13 protein-coding genes are annotated in these 18,276 nt (G+C 50.7%); 11 read left to right on the top strand and 2 right to left on the bottom strand.

Features of this window, described 5'->3' with window-relative positions; translation table 11 throughout:
• The first annotated feature begins 97 nt into the window (after nt 1–97).
• The gene (locus GUC22_RS08470) at nt 98–1,384 is read left to right on the top strand and encodes a citrate synthase (RefSeq protein ID WP_004138691.1); all 1,287 of its coding nucleotides are present in this window, start codon (nt 98–100) and stop codon (nt 1,382–1,384) included.
• A 127-nt stretch (nt 1,385–1,511) separates the two neighbouring features.
• Here GUC22_RS08470 and yegD read toward each other — a convergent pair whose 3' ends face one another.
• The gene (yegD, locus tag GUC22_RS08475) at nt 1,512–2,864 is read right to left on the bottom strand and encodes a molecular chaperone (RefSeq protein WP_004138692.1); all 1,353 of its coding nucleotides are present in this window, start codon (nt 2,862–2,864) and stop codon (nt 1,512–1,514) included.
• 136 nt (nt 2,865–3,000) lie between these two features.
• Here yegD and alkA point away from each other — a divergent pair, with 136 nt between their 5' ends.
• The 4 genes from alkA to asmA all read left to right on the top strand — a co-directional run bounded on the left by alkA (nt 3,001) and on the right by asmA (nt 7,152).
• Nucleotides 3,001–3,849: a DNA-3-methyladenine glycosylase 2 gene (gene alkA / locus GUC22_RS08480; protein ID WP_160183884.1), complete on the top strand. Its 849-nt coding sequence runs from the start codon at nt 3,001–3,003 to the stop codon at nt 3,847–3,849.
• Between the two features lie 114 nt (nt 3,850–3,963).
• Nucleotides 3,964–4,605: a uridine kinase gene (gene udk / locus GUC22_RS08485; protein ID WP_004122537.1), complete on the top strand. Its 642-nt coding sequence runs from the start codon at nt 3,964–3,966 to the stop codon at nt 4,603–4,605.
• Between the two features lie 90 nt (nt 4,606–4,695).
• On the top strand, nt 4,696–5,277 hold the full coding sequence (dcd, locus tag GUC22_RS08490) for a dCTP deaminase (RefSeq protein WP_004122535.1): 582 nt from the start codon (nt 4,696–4,698) through the stop codon (nt 5,275–5,277).
• 27 nt (nt 5,278–5,304) lie between these two features.
• Nucleotides 5,305–7,152, top strand: coding sequence for an outer membrane assembly protein AsmA (asmA, locus tag GUC22_RS08495; protein WP_049087582.1), 1,848 nt, complete (start codon nt 5,305–5,307; stop codon nt 7,150–7,152).
• Nucleotides 7,153–7,395: 243 nt separating this feature from the next.
• On the opposite strand, the gene GUC22_RS08500 is transcribed toward asmA, so the two are convergent.
• On the bottom strand, nt 7,396–8,982 hold the full coding sequence (locus GUC22_RS08500; protein ID WP_160183473.1) for a TerC family protein: 1,587 nt from the start codon (nt 8,980–8,982) through the stop codon (nt 7,396–7,398).
• Between the two features lie 961 nt (nt 8,983–9,943).
• On the opposite strand from GUC22_RS08500, the gene galF reads away from it, so the two are divergent.
• The 6 genes from galF to GUC22_RS08530 all read left to right on the top strand — a co-directional run bounded on the left by galF (nt 9,944) and on the right by GUC22_RS08530 (nt 18,199).
• The gene (galF, locus tag GUC22_RS08505; protein WP_024360046.1) at nt 9,944–10,840 is read left to right on the top strand and encodes a UTP--glucose-1-phosphate uridylyltransferase GalF; all 897 of its coding nucleotides are present in this window, start codon (nt 9,944–9,946) and stop codon (nt 10,838–10,840) included.
• 459 nt (nt 10,841–11,299) lie between these two features.
• The gene (locus GUC22_RS08510; protein WP_160183885.1) at nt 11,300–11,929 is read left to right on the top strand and encodes a phosphatase PAP2 family protein; all 630 of its coding nucleotides are present in this window, start codon (nt 11,300–11,302) and stop codon (nt 11,927–11,929) included.
• Nucleotides 11,930–12,926: 997 nt separating this feature from the next.
• Entirely contained in the window at nt 12,927–14,366 is a 1,440-nt protein-coding gene (locus GUC22_RS08515) for a capsule assembly Wzi family protein (protein WP_160183474.1), read from the top strand.
• A gap of 73 nt (nt 14,367–14,439) precedes the next feature.
• The gene (locus GUC22_RS08520; protein WP_160183475.1) at nt 14,440–15,576 is read left to right on the top strand and encodes a polysaccharide export protein; all 1,137 of its coding nucleotides are present in this window, start codon (nt 14,440–14,442) and stop codon (nt 15,574–15,576) included.
• 2 nt (nt 15,577–15,578) lie between these two features.
• Complete coding sequence (locus GUC22_RS08525) at nt 15,579–16,013, top strand: protein tyrosine phosphatase (protein WP_064410835.1); 435 nt, start codon at nt 15,579–15,581, stop codon at nt 16,011–16,013.
• A 17-nt stretch (nt 16,014–16,030) separates the two neighbouring features.
• Nucleotides 16,031–18,199, top strand: coding sequence for a polysaccharide biosynthesis tyrosine autokinase (locus tag GUC22_RS08530; protein WP_064410836.1), 2,169 nt, complete (start codon nt 16,031–16,033; stop codon nt 18,197–18,199).
• Nucleotides 18,200–18,276: the final 77 nt, after the last annotated feature.

An 18,276-nucleotide genomic window follows, 5' to 3' on the forward strand; every position in this document is an offset into this window, starting at 1 on the left:
TCAAAGAATCGCCGGACGACTCTGGTTATGTTGGCCGTTGCGCCCGGAGAAACGCCCGGGTTAATTCATCACTCGTTGTGGAAGGGGACCTGACAGGATGACGACGAAATCGCTAACGCTTTCTTTGGATGAACAACAGTCAATTCCTTTGAGTACGGTCTCGGGGACCCTGGGCTACCTCGGCATGGATATTCGTCCGCTGGCTTCCGCCGGGATATGCAGTTTCGACCCCGGCTTTGCTAACACCGCAGGCTGTAAGTCGGCCATCTCGTGGATCGATACCGAAAAGAGCATTCTGCTGCACCGCGGCTATCCGGTCGATCAGCTGGCGCGCCAGTGCGACTTCCTGGAAGTGGCGTGGATTCTGCTGCGCGGAGATGCGCCTGACGAAGCCAGCTATCAGGACTTCAAAAACACGATTACCCGCCATAGCCTGGTGCATGAGCAGATTGCCCGCATGTGCAGCAGCTTTCGTCGCGACTCGCATCCGATGGCCTTAATGTGCGCCCTGGTAGGCACCCTGGCGGCGTTCTATCACGATGTGCTGGACGTTGAAAATCCTGAGCACCGCGCGCTGGCCGCCACCCGCCTGCTGTCGAAAATGCCAACGCTCGCGGCGATGAGCTATAAGTTTTCAATTGAGCAACCGGCGCAGTATCCGCGCAACGATCTTTCCTATGCGGGGAATTTCCTGCATATGCTGTTTGCTATTCCGGCGGAACAATATCAGCTGAATCCGGTGATTGAGCAGGCGATGAACCAGATCCTGGTGCTGCACGCCGACCATGGCCAGTGCGCATCGACGACCACCGTCCGGGCGGCGGGCTCCTCCGGGGCGAATCTCTTTGCCTGCGTCGCCGCCGGGCTCGCGTCTCTGTGGGGACCGGCCCACGGTGGGGCGAACGAAGCCAGTATGCGGATGCTGGAGGAGATCAACACCGTCGATCAAATTCCGGCGTTCCTGAGCAAAGCGAAACGCGACCCGCAGACGTTCCGTCGTCTGGGATTCGGTAACTCTCGCTACCGTCATCTTGACCCGCGCGCCGCCATTTTGCGCGAGACCTGTCATCGGGTACTGGAAGAGCTGGGGATGTCCGACATGCCGTTGCAGGTGGCGATGGCCCTCGAAGAGGTGGCGCTGACCGACCCGTACTTTGTTGAAAATGGCCTGTCGCCGAGCGTGGATTTCTATACTGCGGTGATCCTCAAGGCGATGGGGCTGCCTTCATCGATGTTTGTGGTGATTACCGCCGTGGGCAGAACGCTTGGCTGGGTGGCGCACTGGAACGAAATGCACGAAGCGCCGCTGACGATTTATCGTCCGCGGCAGATTTATACCGGCGAACAGCGGCGGGATTACGTTTCACGGCGTGAAGGGAAATAACAGAGCGCGGTTTTGATATTGTGTTCGTATTGTTGCCGGGCGGCAGCTGTCGCCTTGCCCGGCCTACCAAACCCTGGTCGGTAGCCCGGATAAGGCGTCAGCCGCAATCCGGGATCGTACCGTTTGATTAACGAAACACCACCTGCGCCCAGCGGGCCAGCCCGGCGGTGACCGAGCCAAAATCATCGCCGCCGGCCACCGGAATGCCCGGCAGGTGTGCCGCCAGCGCTTTTTTGATCAACGGCGAGCGAGCGCTGCCGCCGGTCAGGTAAATCACGTCCGGCTTGTCATTGCTGTTATCCAGCGCCAGCTGAACCTGCTCCATTATGCGGGCCAGCGGCTGATCCAGCGCCGCTTCCAGACCCTGCTGGCTGATGGCTGTCGCCAGCTCGTCGCTGATAAACGGCAGCCCGGCGGTGACGCTCGGCTGCGCGGACAGGGCGATTTTGCTCTCTTCCGCGCTACGCACCAGACGATAGCTCAGACGCTGACGCCAGACCTTCAGCAGCAGCGCGACTTTTTCGCTATCGCGGGCGCTGCGCAGCAAATCGTTAAGCAGGCGACCGTTGGCGGCGCTGTAAAAATCGGTTTGCGCCGGGACGTCGTTAATCGCCACCGCATTCCACCACGGCAGAATCGGCAGCGCGATGCCTTTTTCGGTATCGCCGCCCATACCCAGCAGCGGCATCAGGCATTTAAAGGCCAGGGCGATATCAAGGTCGTTACCGCCGACCCGGCAGCCGCTGTGGCCAAGCAGGCTTTGCTGGCGATCGGCTTTTTCCCGCCACTGCGGCCCCATCAATAGCAGTGAACAGTCGGTGGTACCGCCGCCGATATCGACGACCAGCACGCGTTTTTCCTCGCTCAGCGTCGCTTCGAAATCCAGACCGGCGGCGACCGGTTCAAACTGAAACACCACGTCGCGGAAGCCCGCGCGCTTTGCCGCACGTTCGAGAATGCCCTGCGCCTGGGCGTTGGCGTCATCGCCGCCCAGTCCCTGGAAGTTAATCGGCCGGCCGATAACCGCCTGGTCGATGGTTTCCGGCAGCTGCGTTTGCGCCTGGAGTTTGATATGCAGCATCATGGCGCACACTAAGTCTTCAAACAGCGCCACCTGCTGCGGCTTGAGCCCGCTGGCGCCGAGAAAGGATTTCGGCGACTTCACAAAGTAGACTTCTTCCGGATCTTCAACGTATTGATGCAGCGAAGCGAGACCAAACTGCACGCTGTTGCCGAGTACGTCGATATCTTCCTCGCGGTTGAAGCTAATGGCGCGACGCAGCAGCGCCTGGTTTTCATCCCCGTTGGGCGGGACATCGTGATGGCGGTAGAGCCACTCGCTGACCGCTTCGCGGGTCGGCGCGCAAAGCATGGATGGCAGCAGTGAACTGCCGTTTTCCAGCGTTAACAGCTGCGGCGTATTCTCGCGCATTACCGCCACCGAACAGTTAGCGGTACCGTAGTCAAAACCAATAAACATAGCCTGCAAAATCCCCATGCCGGTGAAGAAGGGGGGCGACTTTAGCGGATTGACGGCACTGCGACAACTGGAATTTAAAAGCAAGGCGCCCGCGGCGCAGAGCCGCTATGATTGAAGCGCTAAAAAAGGAGAAATGATGACGCTGCTACCCTGGCATCCCCCCTACGACTGGCAATGGATGTTTCATTTTCTTGAGGCGCGTACCGTGCAGGGGATTGAAACTTTTGTCGACAACAGCTACTGCCGCAGCTTTGCCCTCAATGGCCACGCCGGGCTGATCGCGGTGACGCCGGATGACGCCGCGCAGGGCATGCGGGTGACGCTTTCCGCCGGGCTACAGCCGGTCGCGGAAGAGTGCCTGGCGCGGGTTGCGCGCTTATTTGATTTGTCCTGCGACCCGCAGCGGATCGCCCTGACGCTGGGAAACCTCGCGCTGCCAAGGCCGGGGCTGCGCCTGCCGGGATCCCTGGATGCGTTTGAACAAGCGGTACGCGCGGTGCCCGGCCAACTGGTGAGCGTGGCCATGGCGGCAAAGCTGACCGGGAAAGTGGTGGCTGCCTTCGGGGAACCGTTGACCGATGCGCCGGGCTTTTATCTGTTCCCGAGCGCGCAGCGGCTGGCGCAGGCCGATCCGCTGGCGCTGAAGGCGCTGGGTATGCCCCTGCGGCGGGCGGAGGCGCTGATTCACCTGGCGCGGGCGGCCATCAGCGGCGAACTTCCCCTCCGGGCGCCGGATAATATCGACGCTGGAATAAAGCAGCTGCAGACGCTGCCCGGCATTGGCCGCTGGACGGCGAACTATTTCGCGCTGCGCGGCTGGCAGGCGCCGGATATCTTTCTGGCGGATGATTATCTGATTAAACAGCGTTTTCCCGGCATGACGCCGAGCCGGATTGCGCGCTACGCCAGCCGCTGGCACCCCTGGCGCTCGTACGCTTTATTGCATATCTGGTATACGCAAGGCTGGTCGCCGGAGGAGGAATAGACCCGAGAGGCGCTTAGCACTGGTATCGACGCGCTGAAATCCCTATAATTGCGGCGTTTGGCGGTCAACCGCCACCCTTCCTACATTCCCAGGTTAATCAGGTCGCAAAAATTTATGACTGATACGTCTCATCAGTGCGTCATTATAGGCATCGCCGGCGCATCGGCTTCGGGCAAAAGCCTTATCGCCAGTACGCTATATCGTGAATTACGTGAACAGGTCGGCGATGAACATATCGGCGTTATTCCGGAAGACAGCTATTACAAGGATCAAGGTCATCTGTCGATGGAAGAGCGTGTAAAAACCAACTATGACCATCCAAGCTCCATGGATCATAGTCTGCTGTTTCAGCATCTGCAGATGCTGAGAAGCGGCCAGCCGATAGAGTTGCCGGTATACAGCTACGTTGAACATACCCGTATGCCGGAAACTATCCATATCGAACCGAAGAAAGTCATCATTCTTGAAGGGATTCTGCTGCTGACCGACGCTCGCCTGCGCAACGAACTCAGCTTCTCCATTTTTGTCGACACCCCGCTGGACATTTGTCTGATGCGCCGCATCAAGCGAGACGTCAACGAGCGCGGACGTTCGATGGATTCAGTGATGGCGCAGTACCAGAAAACGGTGCGCCCGATGTTCCTGCAGTTTATCGACCCTTCCAAGCAGTATGCCGATATTATTGTGCCTCGCGGCGGTAAGAACCGTATCGCCATCGATATTCTGAAGGCCAAAATCAGTCAGTTCTTTGAATAACACGAACGAATTGTGTAACGTGCAAAGAGAAGCCAATTTGCCCTTATCCCCGGAAGGCGTAGGGGCGCAATGCCTTAAAGGAGAACGTTCATGCGTCTGTGCGACCGAGATATAGAAGCCTGGTTGGATGAGGGGCGACTGGCCATTAATCCGCGCCCGCCCGTTGAGCGCATTAACGGCGCGACGGTCGATGTTCGGCTGGGGAATAAGTTTCGGACTTTCCGCGGGCACACGGCGGGCTTTATTGACCTGAGCGGGCCGAAGGCGGAAGTCAGCGCGGCGCTGGATCGGGTGATGAGCGAAGAGATTGTTCTGCCGGATGGTGAGGCGTTCTTCCTGCATCCGGGCGAGCTGGCGCTGGCGGTGACCTTTGAATCGGTTACCCTGCCGCCGGATCTCGTCGGCTGGCTGGATGGCCGTTCTTCGCTAGCGCGTCTGGGCTTGATGGTGCACGTTACCGCGCACCGCATCGATCCGGGCTGGTCCGGCTGTATCGTTCTGGAATTCTATAACTCGGGTAAGCTGCCGCTGGCGCTGCGTCCAGGGATGCTGATCGGCGCGTTAAGTTTTGAACCCTTATCCGGCCCGGCGGTGCGTCCTTATAACCGCCGCGAAGATGCGAAATATCGCGACCAGCAGGGCGCGGTAGCGAGTCGAATCGACAAGGATTGATAATTTTAGCGGTTTGCTGAGGATGCCATGAGACGAATTCTGACCACGCTGATGATCTTACTGGCGGTAGTTGTCGCCGGTCTTACCGCGCTGGTATTGCTGGTCAACCCCAACGATTTTCGCGCCTATATGGTTAAAGAGGTGGCGGATCGTAGCGGCTATCAGCTTGAACTCAATGGGCCGTTGCGCTGGCACGTCTGGCCGCAGCTCAGCATTCTCTCAGGCCGCATGACCCTGACCGCGCCCGGCGCGGCAGAACCGGTCATTCGCGCGGATAATATGCGCCTTGACGTCGGGCTGCTGCCGCTGATCTCGCATCAGCTGCAGGTTAAGCAGGTGATGTTGAAGGGGGCGGTGATCCAACTGACTCCCAAAACCGAAGCCGTGCGCAGCAAAGGAGCGCCGGTCGTTCCGCACGACAACACGCTGCCTCAGGTTCCGGAGGATCGCGGCTGGTCGTATGATGTCCAGAAGCTGCAGATTGCCGATAGCGTGCTGTTTTTTCAGCATGAAGATGGCGAGCAGGTGACGGTGCGCGATATCCGCCTGCAGATGGAGCAGGACAGCAGCCATCGCGCAACGGTCGATTTCTCTGGCCGGGTGAACCGCGATCAGCGCGATCTGGCGCTTTCCTTCACCGCCCAGGTGCAGGGCGGTGATTATCCTCATTCTCTGAAGGCGGATATTTCACAACTGAACTGGCAGCTTCGCGGCGCGGAGCTTCCCCCTGAAGGGATTAGCGGCCAGGCCAGCATGCAGGCCAGCTGGTTCGAGGATGCGAAAAAGCTCAGCTTCGATAAGCTGAACTTAACGGCTAACGGGAGTACCGTTGCCGGCAACGGCAGCGTGGTGCTGGGCCAACAGCCTGACTGGACGCTGAATCTTCAGGCGGGCACGCTCAACCTCGATAGCCTGCTGTCTCATCCCTCAGCATCTGACAATAATGGCGTTAACCAGCAGGGGCAAAGCCAGGCCAGGCAGCTACGCCCGGTTATTGCGGATAACGGTATTCAGCAGGATTACAACTCGCTGCGCGGTTTTAACGCCCGGCTGAGCATCACGGCCGAGCAGCTGCAGTGGCGAGGCATGCATTTTACCCAAGTGAAAAGCGATATCAGCAACCAGCAGGGGCTGCTGACGATTCATCAGATGCAGGGGAACCTGGACGGCGGGCGACTCTCGCTCCCCGGCTCGCTGGACGCGCGAGGTGAAACGCCGCGAGCCTCCTTCGAGCCGCAGCTCGACAACGTTGAGATCGGCTCGATTCTGAAAGCGTTCAATTATTCGATAAACCTGACCGGCAAGCTCTCGCTGACCGGCGAGTTCTCCGGCGGCAAGATTGATGCCGACGAGTTCCGCCGCAGCTGGCAGGGGCAGGCGCAAATTCAGATGACGGATACGCGCACTGAAGGGCTTAATTTCCAGCAGCTAGTCCAGCAGGCCGTCGAGCGCAGCACCAACGTTCAGGCGCAGGAAAACTACGATAATGCGACCAGGCTGGACTCCGTCAGCACCGAGTTTGCGCTGGATAATGGACAGGTGACCTTAAAGGGTATGCAGGGGCAATCTGAACTGATGGCGTTAACCGGGCAGGGTGAACTCAATCTGCTGAAAGAAGACTGCGATATGCGCTTCAACGTCCGGGTACTGGGCGGCTGGAAGGGCGAGAGCAAACTCATCGATAGGCTCAAGCAGACGGCGATCCCATTGCGAATTTATGGAAACTGGCAGACGCTGAGCTACAGTCTGCAGGTGGACCAGATACTCCGCAAGCAGCTGCAGGATGAAGCGAAAAAACGGCTTAGTGAATGGGCCGAACGCAATAAAAACACTCAGGATGGCAAGGATGTGAAGAAGCTGCTGGATAAGCTGTGAGTCTGGCGGTTGTTGTCGGCGGATGATAATCCATGGCCGGCGTCTTTGCTGACAAAGTGCGACATGTGGCATTGCCTGGCGGCGCTTTGCTTGCGCGGGCCTACGGGGAGGCGTTATGTGTTGCGGGCGTGGATTTGTAGGCCGGGTAAGGCGTCAGCCGCCACCCGGCAGTAATGTCAACGGCTCCTCAAAAACCGGTTTGCCATTGTTCATGCGGCTTTAGAATATTCATTGAAGTGAGCATTACACTTCATAGTCCAGTTCATCTTCATTATGCGCCGGCGGCACTATTTGTACTTTTTGCACCCGATGGCTCTCCACCTGCAGCGTGCGCAGAACGTAGCCGTCAAGGTTCACTTCTTCACCTTCCTGCGGCACATGCTGCAGGTACTCCATCAGCAGACCGGCGACCGTATGGTATTCACGTTTCTCATCCAGCGGCAGGGGGACATACTGGACCAGGTCTGCCAGCGGCATATGCCCGTTGACCGTCCAGCTACCGTCGCCGTTTTTGTGAATATCGTGGCGAGCGTCAATCTCTTCTACTTCATTAGGCAAATTACCGGCGATAGTTTCCATAACGTCGCTGAGCGTGACAATGCCCTCGACGGAGCCAAACTCATCAACCACAAAGGCAAAGTGGGTTCTGGCTTTGCGGAACTGCTCCAGCGCCGGAAGCAGCGGTAGCGTCTCCGGGAACACCAGCGGCTGACGAATCAAGGCCTGCAGGTTGAGCGGTTCATGTCGTAACGATTGCTGCAGCAGATCGATCACGTGCACGACGCCAAGCATATCTTCGTCATCATCGCCGCCGGTAACCACCAGGCGGGTATGCTGATTCTTGTCGAGTAAGGCGCGGATCTCCTCTTCCGGAGCGCTGAGATCAATATGTTCAATATCATGACGCGAGGTCATGATGCTGCTGACGGTGCGCTGATTGAGATTCAGTACCCGCTCAATCATCCGCCGCTCCTGTGGATTAAACAGCGGGTTATCGTCGCGATCGGCAACCAGCGAAGCGGTATCGCTATCCAGCTCGCTATTCTCTTTGTGGCCGCTCAACAGATTCATTACCGCTTCAGTGGTTCGCTGGCGTAACGTCAGGTTGGCCGAGAGAAAGCGATGACGGTTAAAGATCGCCAGCTGATTGAAGGATTCAATCATGACCGAGAAGCCGATGGCAGCGTACAGGTATCCTTTGGGAATAGGGAAGCCAAAGCCTTCGGCAATCAGGCTAAAACCGATCATTAACAGGAAGCTCAGGCAGAGAATAACAATTGTCGGATGGCTGTTAACAAAGCGGGTCAGGGCCTTGCTGGCCATCAGCATCAGGCTAATGGCAATAATCACCGCAGCCATCATTACCGCCAGGTGGTCAACCATGCCGACCGCGGTTATCACCGAATCGAGAGAGAAGATGGCATCAAGCACCACGATTTGCGCAACCACTCCCCAGAACCTGGCGCCTTTGCGCTGGGTCGGGTTATCGCTATCTTTACCTTCCAGCCGTTCGTTGAGCTCAACGGTGGCTTTAAAGAGAAGGAACAACCCGCCAAACAGCATAATGAGATCGCGAGCGCTAAAGCTCAGATCGTGCCACGTAATCAGCGGCCTGGTGAGAGTAACCAGCCATGAGATCGACGCCAGCAGCAGCAGGCGCATCACCATTGCGAGCAGCAGACCGGTCACGCGCGCCCTGTCGCGCTGCGCGGGAGGGAGTTTTTCCGCGAGAATGGCGATAAAGACCAGATTATCAATACCGAGTACCAGCTCAATAACGACAAGCGTGATGAGCCCGGCCCAGATCGAGGGGTCGGCAATCCATTCCATATTCAGTTAAAACCTTTACAACCTAAGAGTGCCATGTACCGATCATGGATAAGCCATAGATAAAATGCAATATTTTCTGCTGTTAATTACCTCGGGCGCCAAACGGGGCCTCGTAATACCTGTAAATAAAATAGCCACTTGCACAGGATATAACCGTATTCAACCACAAGCATATCGGCTGGTTATTATTTGTCATCGTGCGAATTTTCATCGATATAGGCTGAAATGGCCCGCCTGATTTTATGCCGGATTCCGCGCAGGCGCTGAATGGCTATACCAGGGCGGTCTCCGGCAAACGGTAAAGTCTATCAATAGATTTGATGTATATAACAACAATTTCCTGGAATTTAGATATTTATACTACTTAATGTCGTGGCTTGTCGGAGATCAATTTTTCCCGGAGGATGTGATGCGCGTTATCGGGGGACGCAGAGCGGCAAAAACAGCAGTGGGAATAATTTGTTGCCAGTAAAAGGCACCAGGGGTTAGCGGGGAAGACGTCGCTGCTGCTGAAACCCGTTGTGACGAGTAATTTGCTGCCGTTCAGACGGTTTTGTGCGTTAAATAATTTTATTATCACTATAATTGATTATATGGTCTGGATTTTTATTTTTTTGCAGTCACTTGTTCTGTATCAACTCATTGTGAAAGATAACAAGGTATTAAAAGAGGAATGATGGAGGAACGATGAACGTCATTACTCAATCTTATGAATTGAATGGAACGGTTTTTTTGCCTAACATATTGTAAATATTGGGTATTTACTTCGAAATATTGCGTATAAGAATTTTCTTAAATCTGTCTATTGGTATGTAGACTTTACGTGTATTCTTAAATTATACGTGTAATTTCAGAATTTGACGGACAGTATGGCAGGGATCAACCGTGTATCATCACTGATAAATGCCAGTGATAGATACAAACTGACAGGATCAAAAGGTTTATAACCATACGGGTGGATATGAAAATGGTGAGTTTGAAAGCAGTTATACCGGTAGCAGGATTAGGGATGCATATGTTGCCCGCCACTAAGGCCATTCCGAAAGAGATGTTGCCGATCGTCGACAAGCCTATGGTGCAGTATATTGTTGATGAAATCGTAGCTGCGGGAATCAAGGAAATCGTGCTGGTAACGCATTCATCCAAGAATGCGGTAGAAAACCATTTCGACACCTCCTATGAACTGGAAGCATTGCTCGAACAACGCGTAAAACGTCAGCTTCTGGCGGAGGTGCAGGCTATCTGTCCTCCTGGCGTAACCATTATGAACGTACGTCAGGGCCAGCAGTTGGGGTTAGGCCACTCCATTCTTTGCGCGCGCCCGCTGATTGGCGATAACCCCTTTGTGGTTGTGCTCCCGGATATCATTCTGGACGACGCCAGCGCCGATCCTCTGCGCTATAACCTTGCCGCGATGGTAGCGCGTTTCAATGAAACGGGCCGTAGCCAGGTTCTGGCCAAACGAATGGAAGGCGACCTCTCCGAGTACTCTGTTATTCAGACTAAAGATCCGCTGGAATCGGCAGGGCAGGTGGCCCGAATCGTTGAATTCATCGAAAAACCTGATGAACCGCAAACGCTGGATTCCGACCTGATGGCGGTAGGGCGTTATGTGCTCTCTGCCGATGTATGGTCCGAACTGGAGCGTACCGAGCCGGGCGCCTGGGGACGCATCCAGTTAACCGATGCCATCGCCGAGCTGGCGAAAAAGCAGTCGGTCGATGCGATGTTAATGACTGGCGATAGCTATGACTGCGGTAAAAAAATGGGCTACATGCAGGCTTTTGTAAGCTACGGTCTGCGTAACCATAAAGAAGGGGCAAAATTCCGCGAGAGCATTAAGAAGCTGCTGGCATAGTTTAAGCGCATAGTTTTTTAGCGGATGAGAGTGAGCGGTCCGAGTTTTCTGATGAAGAACAGACAATTCGTGACCGTTCACACCGTTAAGTACAGCAGGTATCACTGATTAGTATCCATTTTAATACAATGAGTTAGCGGTTTTCTTGTTATATTGTAGCGTTTGCGAACATGAGGCAATGTTCGGAGACTTCTGGTAGTAGAAGAACACGTATCATGCTGAAATGGTCGGACTAGCTAAATTTACTCTTTGCTGATAATTACTTACTAAGAGTTTTCTTAAGTAAGTGGCCCTTAGTCAAGGCGTGAGACGAAAATAAAACTTGACTGAGATCATGTTTGCGCATTAAACAACGGTAACGCATGCATAATAATGTGAAGTTACTGATTGTGTATGCCCACACCAATGTCGCGGAAAAGACGTTACGGACTGGAGAGATCGTCAAAGGATGAAAAAGAAATGAACTGGCAGGTTGTCACTTTTTTTGGCGATAGCACCGTACTGTTACCCAGTGCGGCCGTACTGTTTATCGTTCTTTTTCTGCGAAAAGACTCAAAGCAGCTGGCCTGGCACTGGGCTCTGCTGTTCGGCATAACTGGCGCAATTGTCTGCGCATCAAAACTGGCATTTATGGGCTGGGGTATCGGGATTCGCGAGCTGGACTTCACTGGCTTTAGCGGGCACACCGCACTCTCTTCCGCTTTCTGGCCAATCCTCTTATGGCTGCTGTGCGCGCGTGCCACACCAGCTCTTCGTTTTACTGCCGTCGTATTCGGATATGCACTAGCCGGGCTGGTAGGCTATTCCCGTTTGATGGTTCATGCACATTCAACTTCGGAAGTTATTACCGGCTTACTGCTGGGCGCCGCAGGGAGTGCAGCCTTTCTGCTGCTGCAGTCGCGCGTTCGCGATACTCATACAGCGCAGTTATCATTTGGCAGCCTGGCGAGCATGGTCATTATCCCGGCGCTTCTGCTGAATACCGGGGCGAAGGCGCCAACCCAGTCGCTGTTGGGCGAGATAGCGGTGAAAATTGGTCCACTGGAGAAACCTTTTACCCGTGCCGACCTGCATAAGGAATTTTACTGACTCAGGGGTGCGTGGGCGAGTTGAAGGATTCAGAGTGATTCATGTGCTGTTCACATTGTATGCTAGATGAAATTTAAGGTGAAATGGTCTGCCGCTGCGATATTTCATATCCATGAAATAAATCTGTGATGGGCAATTCTGCACAATAATTAGCATAACGATAACCAGCCAGGATGTTTCCTAAATAAGTTTTCTGGCTATATATCGAATTTATTAATGATAACAGCATGCTGGCATAATTCTTTTCACTATTAATTTTTGTAGTTGACTAACTATAATTAATTTGAAACTAAGTCAACACACTTTTTGTGGTGAAAAAACAATAAAATCATAGGGTTGAGATTATTTGGCTGTACGGTACTGTTGGCGTTTGTATGCGTTGGACTGAAAACAATAACCTTATCGACGAGCAGTTCATAGCGCTGCCAGCGTATCTGATAATTTAAGATTACGCTCCCAATTGAGGGCAGAATCTCGTAAACTTATGGCCGCGAAATTGTTTGTTTTGATGGATTAATCGCCGATTTATCGAAATCTGCGATTGAATTTAAAGGGAAAGAAGTGCAGTGCATTGGTAGCTGTTAAGCCAAGGGCGGTAGCGTACCTGCGGACGGACGTTTTCTCTATATCACATCTCATTTCATGCGACCGAAATTCCTAAAGTGGCCTTCATACAGGTGATTATCTTCACAACCAGTATATACTTACGTGTTGTCGCCAGCTCAGAGCGTTCCGTTTGGGGGCGGGCAGGAGAAACTGCGGGTGTAAAGCGTAAGGAATGGCCTTCAATAACAATTTCGCATACATTGTGTACTGCAGATAGCCTGTGAATCAAAAGCGGGCGTTGACCTGAGAATCCGATAACATGCTTTCGTTTTCTTTGCTCAAACCTGTAGACCAAAAATAGCAAAGGTTGGCGTCAGAGGGCGCTGCATCTATCTGTGTTCCCCTTGTCGCGCCAGCTTGCGGAAACGGGGCTTTAAATGGATCTTGTACAATGATAAAAATTGCGCGAATCGCACTCGCATTAGGGCTGCTTACTTCTGCCAGCTCACTTGCCTATGCCTCAGGGTTAGTGATGAATGACAACGAACTGCGCAACGATCTGGCGTGGCTTTCCGATCGCGGCGTTATTCATCTCAGCCTGTCGACCTGGCCTCTGAGCCAGGAAGAGATTAATCGGGCACTTAAGAAAGCAAAACCCTCTTACTCTTCTGAACAGGTTGTTCTTGCTCGAATCAACCAACGCCTCGATTCCTTAAAATCTGATTTCCGGGTGAGTGGCTATACCTCAACGGATAAACCCGGAACGCCGCAGGGGTTTGGTCAGAATCAGCCTGCGGATAGCTCTTTATCATTAGCCTTTAATAACAGCGGCGAATGGTGGGATGTGCACCTGCAGGGCAACGTTGAAGGTGACGAACGCATCAGCAACGGTTCCCGTTTTAATGCTAACGGCGCCTACGGCGCGGTTAAGTTCTGGAACCAGTGGCTCTCGTTCGGCCAGATGCCGCAGTGGTGGGGACCGGGTTACGAGGGCAGCCTGATCCGCGGTGATGCGATGCGCCCGATGACCGGCGTTTTAATGCAGCGTGCTGAACAGGCCGCACCTGAAACCTGGTGGCTGCGCTGGATTGGCCCGTGGCAGTATCAGATTTCCGCCAGCCAGATGAATCAATATACCGCTGTACCGCATACCAAAATTATCGGCGGTCGTCTGACGTTTTCTCCTTTCCAGTCCCTTGAGCTTGGCGCATCACGCATTATGCAGTGGGGAGGGGAGGGGAGACCGGAGTCGTTTAGTAATTTTTGGGATGGCCTGACGGGTAAAGATAATACCGAAGCAAACGATCCCAATGAACCAGGCAATCAGCTTGCTGGTTTCGACTTTAAGTTGAAACTGGAACCCACGCTTGGCTGGCCGGTTAGTGTCTATGGGCAGATGATTGGTGAAGATGAATCTGGTTTCTTACCTTCAGCGAATATGTTCCTTGGGGGTATCGAAGGACACCACGGTTGGGGTAAAGATGCAGTCAACTGGTATCTTGAAGCTCATGATACCCGGACGAATATGAGCCGAACCAATTATAGCTATACGCACCACATCTACAAAAATGGTTACTACCAACAGGGGTACTCACTCGGGGATGCAATGGGAGGCGATGGCCAACTGTTTGCAGGAAAAGTCGAGCTGGTGACCGAGAATAATCAACGTTGGAGCGCGCGTTTAGCGTATGCGAAGGTTAACCCTGAAAACCAGTCAATTAATAAGGCGTTTCCTCGTTCGGATACCTTGAAAGGTGTGCAATTGGGATGGAGCGGGGATATCTATAAATCGGTAAGGCTGAATACCTCTCTCTGGTACACAGACGCAGACAATAGCGATAGTGATGATGTGGGTGCGAGCGCGGGGATAGAAATCCCATTTAATTTATAGCCTTAACACAGCTTCTGGAAATAGACTGTTGTTTGGGGATTAGAAACTTTTGGTTTACTGATGATGTGACATTATGAAGAAAAAAATTGTTAGATTTTCGGCATTGGCATTAGCAATAGGGTTTTTATCGGGCTGTACTATTTTGCCGGGACAGGGGTTAAATAGCCTTCGTAAGAATGTGGTTGAGTTGCCGGATAGCGATTACGACCTGGATAAACTGGTGAATGTCTATCCAATGACGCCGGGGTTAGTGGATCAGCTTCGCCCTGAAACCATATTGGCTCGCCCAAATCCGCAGTTAGACAACTTACTAAAAAATTATGAGTACCGTATCGGCGTAGGCGATGTACTTATGGTGACGGTTTGGGATCATCCAGAGTTAACTACTCCTGCCGGTCAATATCGTAGCGCAAGTGATACGGGTAACTGGGTAAATTCTGATGGGACGATTTTCTATCCTTATATTGGAAAAGTTCAAGTTGTTGGCAAAACTTTAAGTCAGGTGAGGCAAGATATTGCTAGCCGGCTAACAACTTATATCGAAAGTCCGCAAGTGGATGTAAGTATCGCGGCATTCCGTTCTCAGAAAGCCTATGTAACCGGTGAAATTGTCAAATCTGGTCAGCAACCGATAACAAATATTCCTCTGACAGTAATGGATGCGATAAATGCGGCTGGTGGACTTGCTCCAGATGCAGATTGGCGAAATGTTGTCCTAACTCATAATGGAAAAGATACTAAGCTTTCTTTATATGCATTGATGCAAAAGGGCGATTTAACACAGAACCGATTGCTTTATCCTGGCGATATTCTATTTGTTCCGAGAAATGATGATCTAAAAGTATTCGTTATGGGCGAGGTTGGCAAGCAAAGTACTCTTAAAATGGATCGTAGTGGTATGACCCTTGCAGAAGCATTGGGTAACACTGAAGGCTTATCACAATCCGTAAGTGATGCCACAGGAATCTTTGTAATTAGGCAGCTTAAAGGTGATAAAGAGGGCAAGATTGCAAATGTGTACCAATTGAATGCGCAAGATGCTTCGGCTATGGTTTTGGGTACTGAATTTCAGTTGAAGCCATATGATATTGTCTATGTCACCGCTACACCAATTGCTCGCTGGAATCGTGTAGTAGCTCAGTTGGTACCGACGATTTCAGGAGTTCATGATATGACTGAAACCGTAAGATTTATTAAAAATTGGAATTGATTATGTTTGATTCGATTCTCGTTGTTTGTACTGGGAATATTTGTCGTTCTCCAATTGGAGAACGTTATCTGCGATCTGTTCTACCGGGAAAAAAAATTGATTCCGCTGGAACAGGAGCACTTGTAGGTCATGAAGCTGATGCAAGCGCTAAGCGAATAGCAGAGATACATGGCTTATCTTTAGATGCTCATTCAGGAAAACAATTTACTGCATCATTAGGACGCCAGTATGATTTGATTCTTGTTATGGAACGTACCCATTTAGAGCAGATAGGACGAATTGCACCTGAGGCTAGAGGTAAAACTATGCTTTTCGGACATTGGCAGGACCAAAAAGAAATACCGGATCCTTATCGGAAAAGTGAAGAAGCCTTCGCCTCGGTGTATGAGTTAATAAAGCGGGCCGGTGATAGCTGGGCTAAAAAGTTGAGTGATTAATATTCAGGAATTAATGCATGTCATCAGTTAAAAATAAACCAGCCGTTAAAGATGCAGATGAAATTGATTTAAGTAGATTATTTGGTGAGTTAATCGATCATCGGAAACTTATCATTTCAGTTACAGCATTTTTCACATTGCTTGCGTTGATTTACTCATTATTTGCAACACCAATTTATCAAGCTGATTCACTGATTCAAGTCGAGCAAAAACAGGCTAATGCAATACTGAGTAATTTAAGTCAGATGTTGCCAGATAGTCAACCTCAATCAGCGCCAGAGATTACTCTTTTACAGTCACGAATGATCTTAGGGAAAACAGTTGATGATCTCAATTTACAAGCTAGGGTAAAACAAGACTATTTTCCGTTGTTCGGTCGAGGCTTAGCAAGAATACTAGGGGATAAGCCTGGTAAGATTTCAATTTCTCGACTTTATTTGCCAAAATCGGTTGATGATGCGGACACTCCTGAAATTAAATTAACAGTCTTAGGAAACAATAGATTTATTATTTCTGGTGATGGCTTTGAAGGTGAAGGAACAGTTGGCAATTTATTTGAAAATAAAAACGTTGTTTTAAATGTCGCGAGCCTTGATGCTGAGCCAGGTACAGTTTTTATAATATCATATATTACCCGGTTGAAAGCCATAAATGATTTGCGGGATGCAATGACAGTAAGTGATCAAGGCAAAGATACTGGTATGTTAACTTTATCTTTAATTGGCGATAATCCGAGTCTGATCAAGGAAATTCTCGATAGCATTAGCAACAATTACTTGATGCAAAATATTGATCGACAAGCTGCTCAAGATGCAAAAAGCCTGGAATTCTTAAACAAACAATTGCCAGAAGTTCGTCATGACTTGGATGTGGCAGAAGAAAAGCTTAATAAATATCGTCAGCAAAAAGATTCTGTAGATTTATCACTAGAAGCTAAATCTGTTTTAGACCAAATAGTCAATGTTGATAATCAACTCAATGAACTTACTATTAGAGAATCAGAGGTATCTCAGCATTTTACTAAAGAGCATCCAACATATAAAGCCTTGATGGAGAAAAGAGTAACCCTCCAGGAGGAAAAGGCCAAATTAAATAAAAAAGTATCTGCCATGCCTGAAACACAGCAAGAGGTGTTAAGGTTGAGTCGCGACGTAGACTCAGGTAGGGCCGTGTTTATGCAATTGTTAAATCGTCAGCAAGAGTTAAATATAGCGAAATCGAGTGCTATAGGTAATGTTCGAGTTATTGATGAAGCTGTGACGCAGCCGAAGCCTGTACAACCTAAAAAAATCCTCATAGTGTTACTGGGTATTATACTTGGAGGTATTGTAGCCTTTGGTTTAGTGTTTATACGTATATTCTTACGCAGAGGTATTGAGTCTCCCGAGCAATTAGAGGATTTGGGTATCAACGTTTATGCAAGTATTCCTGTGTCAGAAGTATATGCAAAAAATATAGTTCAGGGGATTAGAGGAAGTAAAAAGAAAGCAAAAGAATATGATGAGTTCTTGGCTATTGCTAATCCGGCGGATTTGGCTATCGAATCTATCCGTGGTCTACGGACTAGCTTACATTTTGCAATGATGGAAGCCAGAAACAATATCCTCATGATTTCCGGTGCAAGTCCTAATGCGGGAAAGACATTTGTAAGCTCTAACCTTGCTGCGATTATAGCGCAGACCGGTAAAAAAGTTCTATTTATTGATGCGGATTTAAGGAAAGGATATACCCATAAGTTATTTAAAACAAATAACGATCATGGGCTGTCAGATTTTTTGGCGGGGAAATATGAAATTGATTATTGTGTCAAAAAATTGGTAGACACTGGATTCGATTATATCTCTAGGGGAATGGTTCCACCTAATCCAGCGGAGCTCTTGATGCATTCGCGCTTTAGTGATTTAGTTCAGTGGGCAAGTCAACATTACGACTTAGTTATAATGGATACACCTCCGATACTTGCAGTAACAGATGCTGCTATAATTGGTAATTATGCCGGAACAACATTACTTGTCGCGAGATTTGAACAAAACACTGTCAAGGAAATAGAAGTAAGTATTAAACGTTTTGAACAAAGTGGTGTTGTTGTCAAAGGTAGTATTCTAAATGGAGTAGTTAAAAAAGCTAGTAGCTATTACGGTTATGGTTACAGCCATTATGGATATTCCTATTCTGATAAGGAATAGAAAATAATCAGTACTAACCACTTGTGAATTCTGCTGGTGGTTAGTATAAAAATTGCTATAAGTCGAAAACATATTTA

The organism is Klebsiella sp. MPUS7 (assembly GCF_009905335.1).
Lineage (GTDB): Bacteria > Pseudomonadota > Gammaproteobacteria > Enterobacterales > Enterobacteriaceae > Klebsiella > Klebsiella grimontii.